The 20,808-nt window shown below is 44.4% G+C and carries 22 protein-coding genes and 2 other annotated features; all 22 genes read left to right on the forward strand.

What is annotated here, in order from left to right; genetic code table 11:
- Nucleotides 1-2 precede the first annotated feature (2 nt).
- The 22 genes from ispD to rpsG all read left to right on the forward strand — a co-directional run bounded on the left by ispD (nt 3) and on the right by rpsG (nt 20,773).
- Nucleotides 3-698 (forward strand): 2-C-methyl-D-erythritol 4-phosphate cytidylyltransferase, encoded by a 696-nt coding sequence (gene ispD / locus AC2EXB_RS00510; RefSeq protein WP_235197792.1) that lies wholly within the window; start codon nt 3-5, stop codon nt 696-698.
- Nucleotides 695-1,195 carry a 2-C-methyl-D-erythritol 2,4-cyclodiphosphate synthase gene (gene ispF / locus AC2EXB_RS00515; protein ID WP_052654236.1) on the forward strand — a complete coding sequence of 167 codons (501 nt, stop codon included), beginning with the start codon at nt 695-697 and terminating at the stop codon, nt 1,193-1,195. The genes ispD and ispF overlap by 4 nt, the downstream gene beginning before the upstream one ends.
- Nucleotides 1,196-1,235: 40 nt before the next feature.
- Nucleotides 1,236-2,699, forward strand: coding sequence for a glutamate--tRNA ligase (gene gltX, locus AC2EXB_RS00520; RefSeq protein WP_483602965.1), 1,464 nt, complete (start codon nt 1,236-1,238; stop codon nt 2,697-2,699).
- Nucleotides 2,700-2,770: 71 nt separating this feature from the next.
- Nucleotides 2,771-2,987, forward strand: a binding site (T-box leader).
- Between the two features lie 52 nt (nt 2,988-3,039).
- Complete coding sequence (gene cysE, locus AC2EXB_RS00525; protein WP_235197793.1) at nt 3,040-3,678, forward strand: serine O-acetyltransferase; 639 nt, start codon at nt 3,040-3,042, stop codon at nt 3,676-3,678.
- Nucleotides 3,679-3,697: 19 nt separating this feature from the next.
- Nucleotides 3,698-5,098 carry a cysteine--tRNA ligase gene (gene cysS / locus AC2EXB_RS00530; protein ID WP_483602967.1) on the forward strand — a complete coding sequence of 467 codons (1,401 nt, stop codon included), beginning with the start codon at nt 3,698-3,700 and terminating at the stop codon, nt 5,096-5,098.
- A 4-nt stretch (nt 5,099-5,102) separates the two neighbouring features.
- Complete coding sequence (locus tag AC2EXB_RS00535; protein WP_483602969.1) at nt 5,103-5,522, forward strand: Mini-ribonuclease 3; 420 nt, start codon at nt 5,103-5,105, stop codon at nt 5,520-5,522.
- Nucleotides 5,519-6,271: a 23S rRNA (guanosine(2251)-2'-O)-methyltransferase RlmB gene (gene rlmB / locus AC2EXB_RS00540; RefSeq protein ID WP_235197795.1), complete on the forward strand. Its 753-nt coding sequence runs from the start codon at nt 5,519-5,521 to the stop codon at nt 6,269-6,271. Before AC2EXB_RS00535 ends, rlmB begins: the two co-directional genes overlap by 4 nt.
- Before the next feature lie 4 nt (nt 6,272-6,275).
- A complete protein-coding gene (locus AC2EXB_RS00545) occupies nt 6,276-6,785 on the forward strand; it encodes an NYN domain-containing protein (RefSeq protein ID WP_251480266.1) in 510 nt (169 codons plus the stop codon).
- Nucleotides 6,786-6,855: 70 nt separating this feature from the next.
- Nucleotides 6,856-7,506, forward strand: a complete 651-nt coding sequence (gene sigH, locus AC2EXB_RS00550) for an RNA polymerase sporulation sigma factor SigH (protein ID WP_052654218.1) — start codon at nt 6,856-6,858, stop codon at nt 7,504-7,506.
- Between the two features lie 82 nt (nt 7,507-7,588).
- Nucleotides 7,589-7,723 carry a 50S ribosomal protein L33 gene (rpmG, locus tag AC2EXB_RS00555; protein WP_397443529.1) on the forward strand — a complete coding sequence of 45 codons (135 nt, stop codon included), beginning with the start codon at nt 7,589-7,591 and terminating at the stop codon, nt 7,721-7,723.
- Between the two features lie 59 nt (nt 7,724-7,782).
- A complete protein-coding gene (secE, locus tag AC2EXB_RS00560; protein ID WP_235197796.1) occupies nt 7,783-7,968 on the forward strand; it encodes a preprotein translocase subunit SecE in 186 nt (61 codons plus the stop codon).
- A 108-nt stretch (nt 7,969-8,076) separates the two neighbouring features.
- On the forward strand, nt 8,077-8,610 hold the full coding sequence (nusG, locus tag AC2EXB_RS00565) for a transcription termination/antitermination protein NusG (RefSeq protein WP_235197797.1): 534 nt from the start codon (nt 8,077-8,079) through the stop codon (nt 8,608-8,610).
- Nucleotides 8,611-8,774: 164 nt separating this feature from the next.
- Nucleotides 8,775-9,200, forward strand: coding sequence for a 50S ribosomal protein L11 (rplK, locus tag AC2EXB_RS00570; RefSeq protein ID WP_052654209.1), 426 nt, complete (start codon nt 8,775-8,777; stop codon nt 9,198-9,200).
- A gap of 105 nt (nt 9,201-9,305) precedes the next feature.
- Nucleotides 9,306-10,001, forward strand: a complete 696-nt coding sequence (gene rplA, locus AC2EXB_RS00575; protein WP_251480262.1) for a 50S ribosomal protein L1 — start codon at nt 9,306-9,308, stop codon at nt 9,999-10,001.
- Nucleotides 10,002-10,047: 46 nt separating this feature from the next.
- Nucleotides 10,048-10,195: a sequence feature (ribosomal protein L10 leader region), on the forward strand.
- A gap of 35 nt (nt 10,196-10,230) precedes the next feature.
- A complete protein-coding gene (gene rplJ / locus AC2EXB_RS00580; protein WP_235197799.1) occupies nt 10,231-10,731 on the forward strand; it encodes a 50S ribosomal protein L10 in 501 nt (166 codons plus the stop codon).
- A 56-nt stretch (nt 10,732-10,787) separates the two neighbouring features.
- Nucleotides 10,788-11,147 (forward strand): 50S ribosomal protein L7/L12, encoded by a 360-nt coding sequence (rplL, locus tag AC2EXB_RS00585; protein WP_235197800.1) that lies wholly within the window; start codon nt 10,788-10,790, stop codon nt 11,145-11,147.
- 124 nt (nt 11,148-11,271) lie between these two features.
- The gene (locus tag AC2EXB_RS00590) at nt 11,272-11,874 is read left to right on the forward strand and encodes a class I SAM-dependent methyltransferase (RefSeq protein WP_483602973.1); all 603 of its coding nucleotides are present in this window, start codon (nt 11,272-11,274) and stop codon (nt 11,872-11,874) included.
- A gap of 215 nt (nt 11,875-12,089) precedes the next feature.
- A complete protein-coding gene (gene rpoB / locus AC2EXB_RS00595) occupies nt 12,090-15,644 on the forward strand; it encodes a DNA-directed RNA polymerase subunit beta (protein ID WP_235197802.1) in 3,555 nt (1,184 codons plus the stop codon).
- 108 nt (nt 15,645-15,752) lie between these two features.
- Nucleotides 15,753-19,358, forward strand: a complete 3,606-nt coding sequence (rpoC, locus tag AC2EXB_RS00600; RefSeq protein WP_483602975.1) for a DNA-directed RNA polymerase subunit beta' — start codon at nt 15,753-15,755, stop codon at nt 19,356-19,358.
- 130 nt (nt 19,359-19,488) lie between these two features.
- Entirely contained in the window at nt 19,489-19,737 is a 249-nt protein-coding gene (locus AC2EXB_RS00605) for a 50S ribosomal protein L7ae-like protein (RefSeq protein ID WP_483602977.1), read from the forward strand.
- Between the two features lie 100 nt (nt 19,738-19,837).
- Complete coding sequence (gene rpsL, locus AC2EXB_RS00610) at nt 19,838-20,257, forward strand: 30S ribosomal protein S12 (protein ID WP_052654186.1); 420 nt, start codon at nt 19,838-19,840, stop codon at nt 20,255-20,257.
- Between the two features lie 45 nt (nt 20,258-20,302).
- Nucleotides 20,303-20,773 carry a 30S ribosomal protein S7 gene (rpsG, locus tag AC2EXB_RS00615; protein ID WP_008432480.1) on the forward strand — a complete coding sequence of 157 codons (471 nt, stop codon included), beginning with the start codon at nt 20,303-20,305 and terminating at the stop codon, nt 20,771-20,773.
- Nucleotides 20,774-20,808 lie beyond the last annotated feature (35 nt).

Consider the following 20,808-nt stretch of genomic DNA (forward strand, 5'->3'; position numbering starts at 1 on the left):
ATATGAATTATACAGTCGTTCTTCCTGCTGCTGGCAGTGGGAAACGGATGAAGGCAAATAAGAATAAATTATTACTCGAGTTATTCGATAAACCGATTTTCCTTTATACCTTGGAAGTGTTCCAGCAGGATCCGAATTGCGAGAGTATTTGGCTCGCTGTCAAAAAGGATGAGCGTGAACTGATCGAAACTTGCGTCAACCAATACGGCATTACGAAAGTCCATGGCTATGCAGAAGGCGGAATGGAGCGGCAAGACAGTGTTAGAGCATGTCTTGAAGCGATTCCGCCTTGTGGCGTTGTGTTGGTCCATGATGCAGCGAGGCCGTTCATCGACCCGTCAGTCATTTCGGAACTGGTGGGAACCGCTCGTGCTTCTGGAGCAGCGATTGCGGCTGTACCGGTAAAAGATACGATTAAAAAAGCACGGGATGGCATCATTACTGAAACAGTCAACCGCGAGCAATTATGGATGATTCAAACTCCGCAAGCTTTTCGATATGACTTGATTTTGGCAGCTGCACAGGCAGCGGCCAAAGATGGCTTTTTGGGAACGGATGAAGCGATGCTCGTGGAGCGCTTAGGACATCCGGTTGAAATTGTGGAGAGTACGTACGAAAATGTAAAAATGACTACACCGGAAGATTTAATTTACGGCAAGGCTATTTTAGAGAACCGGAAACAGGAGGAACAAAAATGATACGAATTGGACAAGGATACGATGTTCACCAATTAGCAGAAGGGCGCCCATTCATTTTAGGCGGCATTGAAATTCCGCATGACAAAGGCTTGCTCGGCCATTCAGATGCAGATGTTTTGTTGCATACCATTACAGATGCAGCGCTTGGCGCGATTTGTGGCGGCGATATCGGCAAGCATTTCCCGGATACGGACCCTGAATTCAAAGATGCGGATTCGCGTAAGCTGCTCACGCATATTTGGCAATATGTAAAAGAACAAGGCTATGAACTGGGCAACGTCGACTGCACCGTCATTGCACAAAAACCGAAGCTTGCCCCTTATATTGAGCAGATGCGCGAGTCGATTGCAGGCTTATTGGAAGCGGACATTTCACAGGTGAATGTGAAAGCCACAACTTCCGAACACCTGGGATTCACTGGCCGCGAAGAAGGGATCGCTGCACTTGCAGTCATCTTATTGACAAAACGCCCGCTTCCGCTGGATGCTCCAGAGTGATAAAATAGAACATACTGTTATTCAATTAGGAGGAAAAAACATGACACAAGAAGTACGCGTACGTTATGCTCCGAGCCCGACTGGCCATTTACATATCGGCGGAGCCCGGACAGCGCTCTTTAATTATCTATACGCACGCCACAACAACGGGAAGTTCATCGTCCGCATCGAGGACACGGATATTGCCCGCAATATCGAAACAGGCGAATTATCGCAATTGGATAATTTAAAATGGCTTGGTTTGGAATACGATGAGTCCGTTGATATCGGCGGCGAATACGGCCCTTACCGCCAAATGGAACGTTTGGATATTTACAAAGGCTATGCTGATGAAATGCTTCAAAAAGGAACGGCTTATAAATGCTTCTGTACGCCTGAAAAATTGGAAGCTGAACGTGAAGAGCAAAAAGCGGCAGGAATTGCTGCCCCTCAGTATAGCGGAACATGCCGCAATTTAAGCGCAGAAGAAGTGGCAGAAAAAGAAGCGGCAGGCATGCCTTACACGCTGCGCATGAAAGTGCCGGCTAACGTAACATATGCATTTGAAGATTTGGTCCGTGGACCCGTTTCATTCGAATCGAAAGATGTGGGTGACTGGGTGCTGGTGAAAACAAATGGCATCCCGACTTATAACTTTGCTGTTGTAATTGATGATCATTTGATGAAAATCTCTCACGTATTCCGCGGAGAAGAGCATTTGTCGAATACGCCGAAGCAAATGATGATTTTTGATGCTTTTGGATGGGATTATCCATCGTTCGGACACATGACCTTAATCATTAACGAAGACCGCAAGAAATTGTCGAAGCGCGATGAGTCGATTCTTCAGTTCATTTCTCAATACAAAGACCTTGGCTATATTCCGGAAGCCTTGTTTAATTTCTTTGCATTGCTTGGCTGGTCTCCAGAAGGGGAAGAAGAAATTTTCTCGAAAGAGGAATTGATCCGCATCTTTGATGTGAAACGCCTTTCTAAATCGCCATCCATGTTCGATAAGCAAAAAATGATGTGGATGAACAATCAATACATCAAGCAAATGCCGCTTGATGAAGTGGTGAAACTCGCGCTTCCTCATTTGCAGAAAGCGGGCAAACTGCCTGAAGAATTATCAGAAGAACAAACTGTTTGGGCTGAAAAGCTGATTGCTTTGTATCATGATCAAATGAGCTACGGTGCTGAAATTACGGAAATTTCGGATCTGTTCTTCACAGAAGAATTGTCGTTCGGCGAAGAAGAGAAAGAAGTGTTGGCTGGCGAGCAAGTGCCGGAAGTGATGGCTTCGTTCATCGAGCAGCTTGAAAGCCTGGAAGCATTTGAACCTGCGGAAATCAAAGCAGCGATCAAAGCTGTCCAAAAAGCGACTGGCCATAAAGGCAAGAATTTATTCATGCCGATCCGCGTTGTTACGACAGGGCAAATGCATGGACCGGAATTGCCGGATTCCATTGCGCTTTTAGGAAAAGAAAAAACCATTGCACGCCTAGCTAAATTCGCACAGGCATAAGGAGAGTAGTTGCCGCAGAGAGTGCAAGAAATTGACTTATGGCGGCAAGCGTGTAAAATGAACTTACTATTAGTAAATCGTTGACGAGAAGAAGTAAATGCAGCAAGCTCTAAAGAGAGGATCATCACCGGCTGAAAATGATCCGGGCCGCTGCTGCGTTGAAATGCCTCTCCGAGTGCTGAGTCGAATCAAGTAGACCAGACGTATCGCCTGCGTTAAAGGCATTCGAGAGAGAAGGGCAAACGCCTTTCTAATCAGAGTGGAACCGCGCAATCATGCGTCTCTGTCATTTTTATGGCAGAGGCGCTTTTTATTTTGCACAAGAAAGGAGAGAGTGAGTTTGTGGAAATTTTTAAAAGAAGACGTTGACGTTGTGTTTGAGCAGGATCCGGCTGCCCGAAGCTATCTGGAAGTCATCTTGACCTATTCGGGGCTGCATGCCATTTGGGCACACCGCTTAGCGCATTTTTTCTTCAAGAAGAAATTATTTTTCATTGCCCGTGTCATTTCGCAGATCAGCCGCTTTTTCACGGGCATCGAAATCCATCCGGGAGCGGTGATCGGCCGCCGGTTTTTCATTGACCACGGCATGGGGGTAGTCATCGGTGAAACGTGTATCATCGGTGATAATGTCACCTTGTACCAAGGTGTGACGCTCGGAGGAACGGGAAAAGAACGCGGCAAACGCCATCCGACGCTTGAAGATAATGTGTTGGTCGCTACAGGCGCGAAGGTCCTCGGCTCGATCGTCATCGGTGAAAATTCAAAAGTCGGCGCAGGATCCGTTGTGCTGAAAAGCGTTCCGGCCAATGCGACGGTTGTAGGGATTCCCGGGAAAGTGGTGATCCAGGACGGCGTGAAAGTGAAGCCGGATCTGAATCATCAAGATATGCCGGATCCGATGATGGATAAATGCGAAAGCATGGAAATGAAAATAGCTGAACTGAAGCGGGAAATTGAACGATTAAAAAACGCATAAAAGAAAGAAGGGCAATCGAATGGCAATTCAAATTTTTAATTCGCTATCGCGTCAAAAAGAAGCATTTATTCCTTTAGAAGAGGGAAAAGTAAAAATGTATGTATGCGGTCCAACGGTCTATAATTACATTCATATCGGCAACGCGCGTCCGGTTATCGTCTATGACACGGTTCGCCGTTACCTGACTTACCGCGGCTATGACGTTACGTACGTGTCCAACTTTACGGATGTCGATGACAAACTGATCAAGGCTGCCAATGAATTAGGTGTAGAAGTGCCGGAAATCGCGGAACGTTTTATCCAGGCTTATTTTGAAGATACGAAAGCGCTGGGCTGCGACGAAGCGGATGTGCATCCGCGTGTCATGGACCATATGCCGCAAATCATTGATTTTATCGAGGCGCTTGTGGAAAAAGGCTATGCGTACGAATCGCAAGGGGACATCTACTACCGGACGCGTAAATTCGAAGGCTACGGAAAATTATCACATCAATCGGTCGATGAGTTAAAGGTAGGTGCACGGATTGAAACCGGCGACAAGAAAGAAGATGCTTTGGATTTCGCTTTATGGAAAGCGGCAAAGCCGGGCGAAATTTCATGGAAGAGTCCTTGGGGCAAGGGGCGTCCAGGCTGGCATATTGAATGCTCGGTCATGGCGCGCGAGCATCTGGGCGATACTATCGACATTCATGCAGGCGGACAGGATTTGACTTTCCCGCATCATGAAAACGAAATTGCCCAGTCTGAAGCTTATACCGGCAAGACGTTTGCCCGTTACTGGATGCACAATGGCTATATCAATATCGATAACGAGAAAATGTCGAAATCGCTGAATAACTTCGTTTTGGTAAATGACATTTTAAAAGAATTGGACGCGCAGGTCCTTCGCATGTTCATGCTGTCTGTGCATTACCGCCATCCGATCAATTATTCCCAGCAGCTGGTCGAAGACGCCATTGCCGGACTTGAGCGCCTGCGGACGGCTTATGGAAACTTGAAGCACCGTTTGGAAACTTCGGCGGGCCTCGGGGACCATTCAGATATTTGGCTGGCTAAAATGAATGCCATTAAAGAAGAGTTTGTTGAAACGATGGATGATGATTTCAATACAGCCAATGCGATTTCAAAACTCTTTGATTTATCGCGGTTGTCCAATACGTATTTACTGGAAAAACAAACTTCGACGGAAGTGCTTGAAGCCTTCTTGAATTTATTCGACGAATTGGCCGGCGTTTTAGGCTTGCCGTTCAAACAGAAAGAAGAATTATTGGATGCGGAAATTGAAGCGCTGCTTGCAGAGCGCATTGAAGCCCGCAAGAACCGCGACTTTGCGCGAGCTGACGAAATCCGTGACTTGTTCAAAGAGAAAAACATCATTTTAGAAGATACGGCGCAAGGCACGCGTTGGAAAAGGGGGTAAAGGTGTGAATGTTTTACGAAATCAGGACGTCGATCAGATGAACGCACTGGCTCTCGCTTATATGGGCGATGCTGTATACGAGCAGGCTGTTCGTGAACATCTGCTGCGCTCTGGACGCGTCAAACCCAATATTCTGCACCGCCAAGCCACCACCTTCGTTTCGGCAAAAGCGCAAGCAATAGTATTAAAGAAAATGACAGAGGAAACGTTTTTAACCGAGGCAGAATTGGCTGTAATGAGAAGAGGGCGAAATGCGAAATCAGGGTCGGTGCCGAAAAACACCGATGTCCAAACTTATAATTTCAGCACCGCTTTCGAAGCGGTCCTTGGCTGGCAGTATTTAAAAGGCGAGCAGGAGCGGGTCGATGAAATCATCGCCTATGCGATTAACACAATAGAAGAGCTGAGAGGAGCGGTCAAATGACTGAGGAACTAACACCGGAAATTATCGGCGGCAAAAATCCCGTACTGGAAGCTTTGCGCGCTGACCGGGATGTCAATAAAATCTGGATTGCTGAAGGCGTCCAGAAAAAAGGGATTACGGAATTGCTGCAGTTAGCAAAAGAAAAAGGGGTCCTGGTTCAGTTTGTGCCGAAAAAGAAAGTGGATGGATTGACGGATTCCAACCATCAGGGAATCGCGGCAGCCGTGGCTGCTTATAATTACGCCGAACTGGATGATTTATTCGAAGCAGCGGCAGCGCGTTCAGAAGATCCTTTCTTTTTGATTTTAGATGAATTGGAAGATCCGCATAACTTAGGGTCAATCATGCGGACTGCGGATGCAATCGGCGTACATGGCATCGTAATTCCAAAACGCCGGGCAGTCGGTTTGACGGCCGTTGTTGCCAAGTCATCAACGGGCGCCATTGAGCACGTGCCGGTCGTGCGTGTCAATAATCTATCCCAAACGGTAGATGAATTGAAAAAACGCGGCGTGTGGATTGCCGGGACGGATGCAAAAGAGTCTACGGATTACCGCAACATGGATGCAGGCTTACCGCTTGCTGTGATCATCGGAAGCGAAGGGAAAGGCATGAGCCGAATCTTGCGCGATAAATGTGATTTCCTTTACCAATTGCCGATGGTCGGGCATGTGACTTCGCTTAATGCATCAGTGGCTGCGAGTTTATTGATGTACGAAGTTTATCGAAAGCGCCATCCACTCGGGTGATTCCATGGATATTCTGCTGGTTGATGGCTATAACATCATTGGAGACTGGGTGGAACTTAGAGAATTAAAAAAAGACAAGCTTGTAGATGCCAGGGACCGTTTGATCGAACGGATGGCTGAGTATAAAAGTTACAAAGGCTGGCGGGTCATCATCATTTTTGATGCGCATCTGGTCCCGGGAATCGAAGCAAAGAATATGCACCATGAAGTTGAAGTTATCTTTACGCGGGAAAGTGAAACGGCGGATGAACGGATTGAAAAGTTGGCTACGAGTCTAAGCAACCGCAGAGACCAAATTTATGTAGCCACTTCTGATCAAACCGAACAACGGGTTATTTTTGGCAAAGGGGCTCTTCGTATTTCAGCCAGGGAACTGGAAATTGAGATGGAAGAAATTCAACGGAATATTTCGAAAAAAGTGAAAGAAATCCAAGAGCAGCGTGCATTCTCAAAAATTCATCTATCCGAAGAAGTGGCAGAAATTTTCGAAAAATGGCGACGTGGACTGAAATGACTGGTTGACGCTCAATTTTTTCTTCATGTATACTGAAGTTATCGAGGTTCACGCAACCGGAGGGATAGCCGTGGTAAATCATGAGCAAGTTCAAACGCACCGATTCACAGAAATGACAGATGAAGAACTTGTCAGTTTGGTCCACAGCGGAAATACCGAAGCCTTGGATTTTTTGATTACAAAGTTTCGGCATTTTGTTCGCATGAAAGCCCGTTCCTATTTCTTAATAGGGGCTGATAAGGAAGACATCATCCAAGAAGGGATGATTGGCTTATACAAAGCGATCCGCGATTTCCGAAGTGATAAATTGTCTTCTTTCCGAGCCTTTGCCGAATTGTGCATTATCCGCCAAATCATCACGGCGATCAAAACGGCGACAAGGCAAAAGCACATTCCGCTGAATTCCTATGTTTCCTTGGATAAGCCGATCTATGATGAAGAGTCGGATCGGACGTTGATGGATGTTTTGACTGGGACTGGTGTAGATGACCCTGAAGAGTTGATGATCAATAACGAAGAGTTTTTGTATATGGAAGAAAAAATGGGTGAAGTGCTGAGTGACTTGGAACGGGAAGTTCTGGCTTTGTACTTGGACGGTCAATCGTATCAGGAAATTTCCGATAAATTGGAACGGCATGTTAAATCGATTGATAATGCGCTGCAGCGAGTTAAACGAAAACTGGAGCGGCATCTTCAATTTGACGAGACCCAGATGTCCTAAGGCCTAGTTGACAGCTCCGTTTTAAGGTGATAACCTTGAAAAAGCTGCAAACTCGAATAGGGTGAGAAAAATGGCTAAAAAAATGGTTTTAAGCTGCTCGAAATGTGCTTCCCGTAATTATACGGTACCTTCGAAAGAAGGGCGCAGTACACGTTTGGAACTCAAAAAATTCTGTGCTCACTGCAATGGGCATACCGTGCATCAACAAACCTTATGAATTTTAATTGAATGCCGGACGATATAGAGTAATTTTGAAAGTCGGAGGTTTTTAAAACAATGGGCAACATTGGTGGTTTCTTTAAAAATGTCGTTTCGGAAATGAGAAAAGTAAGCTGGCCAAAACGCAAAGAACTGACTCGCTACACAGTAGTTGTTCTTTCAACTGTAATCTTTATGGCTCTTTTCTTCGCATTAGTCGATACTGGCATCTCGGAATTATTCCGTTGGTTCTTGGCACTTTGATTTTAGGTATTCAACAAGAATAACGCATAAAAAATAGCCCGTCATTCTTAGAGAACGGGTTTTTTCATTTGGCAAAAAAGGAGGGATGGACGTCTAGTCCGCACGATTATGGAGAAAAATTGGTATGTGGTCCATACGTATTCAGGTTATGAAAACAAAGTAAAAGCAAACTTGGAAAAACGCGTAGAAACAATGGGCATGCAAGATAAAATCTTCCGCGTCATCATTCCCGAAGAACAGGAAACGGATTTCAAAGACGGAAAGAAACGTACAGTTATGCGCAAAACTTTCCCGGGATACGTTTTAGTGGAATTGATCATGACAGATGAATCTTGGTATGTTGTACGGAATACACCAGGTGTAACCGGATTTATCGGTTCATCAGGCGGAGGCGCGAAACCGACGCCTTTATTGGATGAGGAAGTTGAGTTCATCTTGAAACAGATGGGCATGACAGCGCGCAAAGTGGATATCAACTTTGCTGTGGCCGACGTGGTCGAAGTTATGGAAGGGCCATTCGCGAACTTCCAAGGCAAAGTGGAAGAAATCGATGAAACAAAAGGCAAGGTAAAAGTTTCAATCGATATCTTCGGCCGGGAGACAAAAATGGAACTTGATTTCGAGCAGGTTCAAAAAATATAAAAGCCACTTGCTATTATGGTGAAGAAGTGGTATTATTTCATAGGTCAGACTGTCATAGGACAATTTGTACAATTTAGCTAATTCTATCAACAAAGTTGACAGACAGATATTGAGTGGGAGGGGAAACCCTATTACCACATCACGGACTTAAGGAGGTGTGTTTCGTGGCTAAAAAAGTGATTAAAGTTGTAAAATTGCAGATCCCTGCAGCAAAAGCTAATCCAGCGCCGCCGGTTGGTCCAGCATTGGGTCAAGCAGGTGTTAACATCATGGGCTTCTGTAAAGAGTTCAACGCACGTACTGCTGAACAAGCAGGACTGATCATTCCGGTTGAGATTTCGGTATTTGAAGACCGTTCATTTACATTCATTACGAAAACTCCGCCCGCTGCTGTTCTATTGAAAAAAGCAGCTGGTATTGAATCAGGTTCAGGCGAACCGAACCGCAATAAAGTAGCGACTGTGAAACGCGACCAAGTTCGCGAAATCGCAGAAACTAAAATGCCAGATCTAAATGCTGCTTCAGTTGAAGCTGCAATGTTGATGGTTGAAGGTACTGCTCGCAGCATGGGCATTACAATCGAAGACTAATACAGTAGTTGTTTTTGGATGGGTTGCGCGCGTTCGCCAGAACCGCGCAGCCTTTAATCGTGGGAGGTTTAAAACCGCTCGACCACAACAAGGAGGACATTTAAAATGGCTAAAACAGGCAAAAAGCTGCAAGAAGCAGCAAAATTAATCGACCGTTCAAAATTGTACGATGTAAAAGAAGCAATCGAACTTGCGAAAAAAGCTAGCACAGTTAACTTTGACGCAACAGTAGAAGTAGCTTTCCGTCTTGGAATTGATACGCGCAAGAACGACCAGCAAATCCGCGGAGCAGTAGTGCTTCCAAACGGAACTGGTAAAACTCAAAGCGTATTGGTTTTCGCTAAAGGCGAAAAACTTAAAGAAGCTGAAGCAGCTGGCGCAGATTTCGTCGGCGATGCTGAATATATCCAAAAAATCCAACAAGGATGGTTTGACTTCGATGTAATCGTTGCAACTCCTGACATGATGGGTGAAGTTGGTAAACTTGGACGCGTATTAGGACCAAAAGGCTTAATGCCAAACCCTAAAACAGGCACAGTTACATTTGATGTAACAAAAGCTGTTCAAGAAATCAAAGCTGGTAAAGTGGAATACCGTGCAGACAAATCAGGTATCATCCACGCGCCAATCGGAAAAGTTTCTTTTGATGACAGCCAACTTGCTGAAAACTTAGAAGCGATCCACGAAGTAGTTCTTAAAGCGAAGCCATCTTCTGCTAAAGGAACTTACATCAAATCACTTAACGTTACTACTACAATGGGACCTGCTGTAAAAGTAGATGCAAACAGCGTAGCTAAGTAATTTAAGTGTTGACAATCTATTTCACGCTTGCTACAATGGCTTAGTTGTGAAATGCATATTTGTACCGCAGACAGCAGGGGCGCTAGCCGCTTAATTTATCCCTGCCGAGGACATGATGAATTCAGTAAACATCTTTTTGATGCTGAACTTATGCCTCTGTGTCTGTAAAGACCAGAGGCTTTTCTTATGGACGAACGGTACGAATGAAAAATCTATAGGAGGTGCCAAAATGAGAAAAGCAGTTGAAACGAAAAAAGTTGTTGTGCAAACGATCGCTGACAAATTCGAAGCTGCAGCTTCGGTTGTAGTTGTGGATTACCGCGGCTTGAACGTTGCTCAATTAACAGAACTTCGTAAACAGCTTCGTGAAGAAGGCATTGAGTTTAAAGTTTACAAAAACTCAATGACTCGTCGTGCTACTGAAATGCACGGACTTGAAGCAATCAACGAACACTTTACAGGACCAAATGCGATTGCATTTTCTAACGAAGATGTAGTAGCACCAGCGAGAATCATCAACGATTTCGCTAAAAAGAACGAAGCGCTTGAAATTAAAGCGGGTATCATCGAAGGCACTGTATCATCTGCTGACGATATCAAAGCATTGGCAGAACTTCCATCACGCGAAGGTCTACTTTCTATGCTACTCAGCGTACTACAAGCTCCAGTCCGCAACTTCGCTGCTATTACAAAAGCAGTTGCAGACAGCAAAGAAGAACAAGGCGCTTAATAAGTTAGCCGGATAAGCACGACAAAAAAATCAACTTTCCATAGGAGGAAACTATAATGACACAAGAACAAATCTTAGACGCAATCAAAGAAATGACAGTTCTTCAACTTAACGACCTAGTAAAAGCAATCGAAGACGAGTTCGGCGTAACTGCTGCTGCTCCTGTTGCTGCAGCTGCTGCTGGCGGTGCTGCTGCTGAAGAACAAACTGAATTTGATGTAATCCTAGCTTCTGCTGGAGATCAAAAAATCAAAGTTATCAAAGCAGTACGCGAAGTTACTGGGCTAGGCTTGAAAGAAGCTAAAGCACTAGTTGACGAAGCTCCTAAAGCACTTAAAGAAGGCGTTTCTAAAGAAGAAGCTGAAGAAATCAAAGCTAAAGTTGAAGAAGTCGGCGCTTCTGTAGAAGTTAAATAATTTCAACAACTTATGAATAAGAAAGAAAGCTCGTCAGTTTATACCGACGGGCTTTTTCTTCTTTTTATATTCAAATCAGCTGAAGGTTTCACGGGTAAGTTGATTATGGTAAGGAGGGCTATCGATGTCCCAGCATTATTATTCTAAAAATCCTCAAACAAAAAGCAATCCTCAAGAATGGACAAATACATTGCGAGGCGAGAAATTCCATTTTCAGACAGATTCAGGCGTATTCAGCAAAGGTGATATTGATTTTGGTTCCCGTTTATTGGTTGAAACGTATGAAGATTCATCAATTGATGGCCCCGTTTTAGATGTGGGTTGTGGGTATGGACCGATCGGAATGGCGATCGCCAAAGCGTTTCCTCAAAAAGAAGTCCACATGGTTGACGTAAACACACGCGCAATTGAATTAGCAAAGAAAAATGCGGAAAAAAACAGCATTGAGAACGTGAAGATCTATGAAAGCGATGGGTTGTCTGCTATAGCAGAAAACGACTTCTCAGCGATTTTGACCAATCCGCCAATCCGCGCAGGCAAAGAAACGATTTTCCGTTTTTATGAAGAAGCTTACGAGAAGCTGAAGCAGGGTGGATCGTTGTGGGTTGTGATACAGAAAAAGCAAGGGGCGCCTTCGACTCAAGAGAAATTAACGGAGCTTTTCGGAGATTGCCAAGTAATTGACAAGAAAAAAGGGTATTTTATTTTCGAGGCAAGAAAAGTTTGACTTGACAAAACCGCTATGGTATTATAACTAAATGCAAAATTTATTATTTTGAGGTCGTTTGCCCTTTTTAGGGCATGGCATAGCGACAGATTTGATCACGGTAAACCGAGAATGAGCTAATTTTTAGCCTCGTTTTCTTTTTGTCTTTTCGATATCATACACTATTTAGTGGGAATCGCAAAGACCTATAATCGTTTTATTGAGGGGTGAATAAGTTGGTAGGTCAACTAGTTCAGTACGGGCAACATCGTCAACGTAGAAGTTTTTCGAGAATTAAAGAAGTGCTTGAACTTCCTAACCTGATTGAAATCCAATCAGCGTCTTATGAGTGGTTCCTCGAAGAAGGACTGCGCGAAATGTTCCGAGATATCTCGCCGATCGAAGATTTCACAGGAAATCTATCGCTTGAGTTTGTTGATTACAGTCTCGCGGAACCAAAGTATCCAGTCTCTGAATCGAAAGAGCGCGACGTCACTTATGCGGCTCCTTTGCGCGTGAAAGTTCGCTTGCACAACAAAGAGACAGATGAAGTGAAAGAACAGGATGTCTTTATGGGTGATTTCCCATTAATGACTGAAACAGGAACTTTTGTCATCAATGGAGCAGAACGCGTTATTGTTTCTCAATTAGTGCGTTCACCAAGCGTTTATTTCCACGACAAAACCGACAAAAACGGTAAAAAAGGCTTTGGAGCTACGGTTATTCCGAACCGTGGAGCTTGGCTGGAATATGAAACAGATGCAAAAGACGTCGTTTACGTAAGAATCGACCGCACACGTAAATTGCCGGTAACAGTTCTTTTAAGAGCGCTTGGCTTCGGATCTGACCAAGAAATCATTGATTTGCTTGGGGATAACGAATTCCTTCAAAATACGCTTGAAAAAGACAATACGGAAAGCACGGAAAAAGCGCTTCTTGAAATCTACGAACGTTTACGTCCGGGCGAGCCGCCGACAGTTGAAAGTGCAAAAAGCTTACTTTATTCGCGTTTCTTCGACCCAAAACGCTATGACTTAGCGAATGTGGGCCGCTATAAAATGAACAAAAAGCTTCACATCAAAAACCGCCTCTTCAACCAAACCATAGCTGAAACTTTGGTGGATCCTGAAACAGGCGAAATTTTAGTGGAAGCTGGTACAGTCATTGACCGCCGAGTATTGGATCGTCTAATTCCTTATTTGGAAAGTGGCGTCAATTTCCATACGGTAAGTCAAACGGGCGGAGTTCTTGAAGGCGATGTTACATTGCAATCAGTTAAGATCTATGCGCCGAATGACGAAAACCAAAAAGAGATCAATGTCATCAGCAATGCTTATATTGAAGACAAGATCAAACATGTAACGCCAGCTGATATTATTTCATCCATCAGTTACTTCTTTAACCTTCTTTACGGAGTTGGAAACACAGATGATATCGATCACTTGGGTAACCGCCGTTTGCGTTCAGTAGGAGAGCTTCTGCAAAACCAGTTCCGCATCGGTTTATCCCGTATGGAACGTGTTGTGCGTGAGCGTATGTCTATCAATGATACGCAGGCAATCGTGCCTCAGCAATTGATCAATATCCGTCCGGTTATTGCGTCAATTAAAGAGTTCTTCGGAAGTTCGCAGCTTTCCCAGTTCATGGATCAAACAAATCCATTGGGTGAGTTGACGCACAAACGCCGTCTATCAGCGCTTGGGCCTGGTGGTTTGACACGTGAGCGCGCTGGATTTGAAGTGCGTGACGTTCACTATTCGCATTATGGCCGCATGTGTCCGATTGAAACGCCTGAGGGGCCGAACATTGGATTGATCAATACACTTTCAACATTCGCGAAAGTGAACAAATTCGGTTTCATCGAAACGCCTTACCGCCGGGTTGACCCGGAAACTGGAGTGGTTACTCCTCACATCGACTACTTGACTGCAGACGAAGAAGATAACTATGTAGTGGCTCAGGCCAACTCCGAGTTATCGGAAGACGGCTCTTTCGTAGAAGAAGAAGTAGTAGCACGTTTCCGCGGGGAAAACACATTGATCAAACGCGACCGCATTGATTATATGGACGTTTCTCCAAAACAGGTAGTATCTGTAGCGACAGCTTGTATTCCGTTCCTTGAAAATGATGACTCCAACCGTGCGTTAATGGGAGCAAACATGCAACGCCAAGCAGTTCCATTGTTAAACCCTGAAGCGCCGTTTGTCGGTACAGGAATGGAGCATTTGGCAGCGCGTGATTCTGGGGCAGCTGTAATTGCAAAATACGAAGGTATCGTAGAATCCGTAGAAGCAAGAGAAATCAAAGTTCGCCGCATCGAAGAAATCGATGGCAAAGAAGTAAAAGGTGACCTGACTACTTATAAATTGCAAAAATTCGTCCGTTCAAACCAAGGTACCAGCTATAACCAACGTCCGATTGTAAAAGTCGGCGACCGCGTGTCAAAACGCGATATCTTAGCAGATGGCCCTTCGATGGAACGCGGAGAAATGGCTCTTGGCCGCAACGTTCTTGTCGCATTCATGACTTGGGACGGCTTCAACTATGAAGATGCGATCATTATGAGCGAACGTCTTGTAAAAGATGATGTATATACTTCTGTCCATATCGAAGAATACGAATCAGATTCGCGTGATACAAAGCTCGGACCTGAAGAAATCACACGCGACATTCCAAACGTTGGTGAAGATGCACTTCGTAATCTTGATGACCGCGGAATTATCCGTGTGGGAGCAGAAGTGAAAGACGGAGATATCCTGGTTGGGAAAGTAACGCCTAAGGGTGTAACGGAACTGACAGCTGAAGAACGTCTATTGCATGCAATCTTTGGAGAAAAAGCACGTGAAGTCCGCGATACTTCATTACGAGTGCCTCACGGCGCCGGCGGTATTGTTCTTGACGTGAAGATCTTCAATCGTGAAGACGGCGATGAGTTGCCACCAGGTGTAAACCAATTAGTGCGCGCTTATATCGTCCAAAAACGTAAAATCCAAGTCGGGGATAAGATGGCTGGACGTCACGGAAACAAAGGTGTAATTTCACGCATTCTTCCAGAAGAAGATATGCCGTTTATGCCAGATGGAACTCCGGTTGATATCATGCTTAACCCGCTTGGTGTACCATCCCGTATGAATATCGGACAAGTACTTGAGCTACACTTAGGTATGGCTTCTCGTTCACTTGGTATTCACATGGCATCTTCAGTATTTGACGGTGCAAATGAAGCGGATGTATGGGAAACGATGGAAGAAGCAGGGATGTCACGTGACGGAAAAACCATCCTTTATGATGGCCGTTCAGGTGAAGCATTCGATAACCGTGTATCGGTAGGGATCATGTACATGATCAAACTTGCCCACATGGTTGACGATAAATTGCACGCCCGCTCTACTGGACCATACTCATTGGTTACACAACAGCCACTTGGCGGTAAAGCTCAATTCGGTGGACAGCGTTTCGGTGAGATGGAAGTGTGGGCACTTGAAGCATACGGTGCCGCTCATACACTCCAAGAAATCTTAACGGTCAAATCGGATGATGTTGTTGGCCGAGTGAAAACTTATGAAGCGATTGTCAAAGGCGAAAGTGTTCCTGAACCAAGCGTTCCAGAATCATTTAAAGTTTTGATCAAAGAGCTTCAAAGTTTAGGTATGGATGTAAAAATGCTAACGATCGATGACGAAGAAATTGAATTGCGCGATTTGGACGAAGAAGAAGATCTTCAACCTGCGGATTCATTGAATATCCTGCCAATTGCAGATAAAGAAGAAACAGTTGGAACAGTTGATTGATAAAATTTTGGAAGCAGACGGTCCAAGCCTACCGTCTGTCTTCTAATCACTTGGTCGTAAACGAGGAAGAGCCACATAGAAACTCGAGACAAAAGGGAGGTAGGCTCCTTGATAGATGTTAACAATTTTGAGTATATGAAAATCGGATTAGCTTCACCCGATAAAATCCGCTCATGGTCTTATGGAGAAGTCAAAAAGCCAGAAACAATTAACTACCGTACATTAAAACCAGAAAAAGACGGTTTGTTCTGTGAACGTATTTTCGGTCCTACAAAAGACTGGGAATGCCACTGCGGAAAATACAAACGTGTCCGTTATAAAGGCGTAGTCTGCGATCGCTGTGGCGTTGAAGTCACTCGTTCGAAAGTTCGCCGTGAACGCATGGGGCATATTGAACTTGCAGCTCCTGTATCACATATTTGGTATTTCAAAGGGATTCCGAGCCGCATGGGCCTTATCTTGGATATGTCTCCGCGCTCACTAGAAGAAGTAATTTACTTTGCTTCTTACGTAGTAATCGATCCTGCAGATACACCGCTTGAGAAGAAACAGCTTCTTTCAGAAAAAGAATACCGTGCATACCGCGACAAGTTTGGCAAGAAATTCCAAGCTGCTATGGGTGCAGAAGCGATCAAACGCCTTCTTCAAGAAATCGATCTTGAACGCGAAACAGATTCGTTGAAAGAAGAATTGAAAACTGCTCAAGGCCAACGCCGTACGCGTGCGATTAAACGCCTTGAGGTTGTAGAATCTTTCCGTAACTCTGGGAACAACCCTGACTGGATGATTCTAGATGTTCTTCCGGTTATTCCACCTGAGCTTCGCCCAATGGTTCAATTAGATGGCGGACGTTTTGCAACTTCCGACTTAAACGATTTGTATCGCCGGGTAATCAACCGGAACAACCGTTTAAAACGTCTATTAGATCTTGGCGCTCCAAGCATCATCGTTCAAAATGAAAAACGCATGCTTCAGGAAGCTGTAGATGCGCTAATCGATAATGGTCGCCGTGGCCGTCCAGTAACTGGACCAGGTAACCGTCCATTAAAATCTCTTTCTCATATGCTTAAAGGGAAACAAGGTCGTTTCCGTCAGAACCTTCTTGGTAAACGTGTTGACTATTCAGGCCGTTCCGTTATCGTTGTTGGACCGAACTTGAAAATGTATCAATGTGGATTGCCGAAAGGGATGGCGATTGAGCTGTTCAAGCCTTTCGTAATGAAAGAACTTGTTGAGCGCGGACTTGCCCATAACATTAAGAGTGCGAAACGCAAAATTGAACGTCTGCATTCAGAAGTCTGGGATGTATTAGAAGACGTAATCAAGGAGCATCCGGTTCTATTGAACCGAGCACCAACTCTTCACAGACTTGGTATCCAGGCATTTGAACCGACACTTGTTGAAGGTAAAGCGATCCGTCTGCATCCGCTTGTATGTACAGCCTACAATGCCGATTTCGATGGTGACCAAATGGCTGTTCACGTACCATTGTCATCAGAAGCGCAAGCTGAAGCACGTCTTCTCATGCTTGCTGCTCAAAACATCTTGAACCCTAAAGATGGTAAACCGGTTGTAACGCCGTCTCAGGATATGGTATTAGGAAACTACTACTTAACTCTTGAACGCGAAGGAGCTACTGGTGAAGGTGCTACATTCTCAGGTCCTGAAGAAGTGCTGGTCGCTTATCAAAATGGCCATGTCCACCTTCACACAAGAATTGCAATCCTTGCCGGATCGGTTAAAAACCCGACTTTCACAGAAGAACAAAACAAAATGCTTTTATTGACTTCTGTCGGTAAAGTCATTTTCAATGAAATTCTGCCGGAGTCGTTCCCGTACATCAACGAACCGACTGATTATAATTTGCAGGTAGAGACACCTTCGAAATATTTTGTTCCAACTACTACAGATATCCGCAGCTATTTTGCGGAAGCTGAATTAGTAACTCCATTCAAGAAGAAAATTCTTGGAGAAATCATTGCGGAAGTCTTCAAACGTTTCCACATTACGGAAACTTCTAGAATGCTTGACCGCATGAAGAGTCTTGGGTTCAAATATTCAACACAAGCAGGAATCACTGTTGGTGTTGCAGATATCGTCGTTCTTCCTGATAAAGGGGAAATCCTAGAAGAAGCGCAAGCGAACGTTGATAAAGTAATGAAACAATTCCGCCGTGGATTGATTACTGAAGAAGAACGCTACTCACGTGTTATTTCTTATTGGAGCAGTGCAAAAGATATCATCCAGGAAAAACTGATGGCATCTCTTAACAAACTGAATCCAATTTATATGATGAGTGATTCTGGAGCACGTGGTAACGCGTCCAACTTTACACAGCTTGCTGGTATGCGCGGATTGATGGCCAACCCGGCTGGACGAATCATTGAACTTCCGATTAAATCTTCGTTCCGTGAAGGTTTAACAGTATTGGAATACTTCATCTCTACTCACGGTGCCCGTAAAGGTCTTGCCGATACAGCACTGAAAACAGCTGACTCAGGTTACTTGACACGCCGTCTAGTTGACGTTGCACAAGATGCAATTGTCCGCGAAAACGACTGTGGAACGGACCGCGGCTTGCTGGTTGGAGCATTGATGGAAGGCACAGAAGTGATCGAAGAGCTGGATGAACGTATCTTAGGCCGCCACGCGAAGAAAACGATCCGCCATCCTGAAACACAAGAAGTAATTGTAGCGAAAGACGAACTGATCACTCAAGATTTGACTCGTTTGATTATGGAAGCGGGCATAAAAGAAGTGACAATCCGTTCTGCGTTTACATGTAATACGAAGCACGGCGTTTGTAAGAAATGCTACGGTACAAACTTGGCGACTGGCGATGAAGTTGAAGTGGGCGAAGCAGTAGGTATTATTGCCGCTCAATCAATCGGAGAGCCAGGAACTCAGCTTACAATGCGTACATTCCATACAGGCGGGGTTGCAGGAGACGATATTACACAAGGTCTTCCGCGTATCCAAGAAATTTTCGAATCAAGAAATCCAAAAGGTCAAGCAGTCATTTCAGAAATCAACGGTACGATTACCGAAGTGGATGAAATTCGCGAAGGCCAAAAAGAAATCACGATTCAAGGCGATGTCGAAACTCGTAAATATCTTGCTCCATATAATGCGCGTTTGAAAGTGCAAGAAGGCGATGTAATCCGCCGTGGAGAAGTATTGACAGACGGTTCGATTGATCCTAAGCAATTATTGCAAGTTAAAGATGTTCAATCTGTCCAAGTGTACCTGTTGAAAGAAGTTCAAAAAGTTTACCGTATGCAAGGGGTAGAAATCGGCGATAAACACGTAGAAGTTATGGTTCGTCAAATGTTCCGTAAAGTCCGCGTAATCGAAGCCGGCGATACTGACTTGTTGCCAGGTTCACTTTTAGACATTCACCAATTTACAGAAGCGAACGAAAAAGCGGTTCTAGAAGGTAACTTGCCAGCTACTAGCCGTCCGGTAATTCTCGGTATTACGAAAGCTTCACTTGAGACAGAATCCTTCCTGTCAGCAGCATCATTCCAAGAAACGACTCGCGTCCTTACAGATGCAGCGATCAAAGGAAAACGTGATGAATTGTTAGGTCTGAAGGAGAACGTTATCATCGGTAAACTTGTTCCAGCTGGAACAGGAATGCAGCGTTACCGCCAAATTAAGATTGCGCAAAGTGAAAAACAAGCGCAAGAAGAAATTGTCGGAACAGAATCATAAAATTTGGATTCCGGAGAGTTCGTAAAACTCTCCGGGGTTTTTTTAGAAATATTGTTGACACCATTTGAATACAGTGGTAACATGTTGAGGGTTGATGGTTTAACCGTCTGGAACTTTGGAGGATATGCAAATGTCTTATGAAAAAGTAAAGCAGGCAAGCAAAACGATCATCGGTACAAAGCAGACAGTAAAAGCATTGAAAAGCGGCATTGTCCAAGAGGTAATAGTGGCAAAAGACGCGGACGATCGAATGACCGAACAGATTATAGAACTAGCTCAAGAAAAAGGTATTCCGATCGGATTTGCAGATTCACGATTAAAGCTTGGAAAAGCATATGGCATTCATGTCGGTGCAGCTGCTGTAGCGATTACTGGATAACAGTTTTTGTGTAGAAAACACAAAGACTTTGTTTTTACCCAAAAAATGAACCACCTGGATATGTGGTATTAGAACACCTTTTGAGAGGAGGAAAAAATCGATGCCTACAATTAACCAATTAGTTAACAAGCCTCGTAAACCAAAAAGCACGAAATCAGACTCACCAGCGTTGAACAAAGGGTATAACAGCTTCAAAAAGTCTCAGACTAACGTGAGCTCACCTCAAAAACGCGGCGTTTGTACTCGTGTTGGTACGATGACACCGAAAAAACCTAACTCCGCATTACGTAAATACGCGCGTGTACGGTTAACAAACCAAATTGAGGTCAATGCATACATTGGCGGCGAAGGCCACAACCTTCAAGAGCACAGTGTTGTACTTCTACGCGGAGGACGCGTAAAAGATTTACCGGGTGTACGTTACCATATCGTACGTGGAGCACTTGATACTGCTGGAGTAAACGGCCGTATGCAAGGACGTTCTAAATACGGAACTAAACGCCCTAAAGTCAAAAAATAATAACTTGAAATAACGAAGAGAATTCGTTTGAAAGGAGGAACATACATGCCTCGTAAAGGTCCTGTAGCTAAACGTGACGTGTTGCCAGATCCAATTTATAATTCGAAATTGGTGACACGCTTAATTAATAAAATGATGGTTGACGGAAAAAGAGGTACTTCACAAAAGATCCTATACGGAGCGTTTGAACTAGTTAAAGAACGCAGCGGTAAAGATCCGATTGAAGTATACGAACAAGCATTGACAAATGTTATGCCAGTTCTTGAAGTTCGCGCTCGCCGTGTTGGTGGAGCTAACTACCAAGTACCGGTTGAAGTTCGCCCTGAACGCCGTACAACTTTAGGTCTTCGCTACCTTGTAAACTATTCACGTCTTCGTGGAGAGAAAACAATGGAAGAGCGTTTGGCTAATGAAATTTTAGATGCTGCTAACAACACTGGTGCAGCTGTTAAGAAACGTGAAGATATTCATAAAATGGCGGAAGCAAACAAAGCGTTTGCTCACTATCGCTGGTAATTTCTTTCGAGATGCCTATGGCATCTTAATCCGAA

It is taken from the genome of Planococcus alkaliphilus (assembly GCF_057031095.1).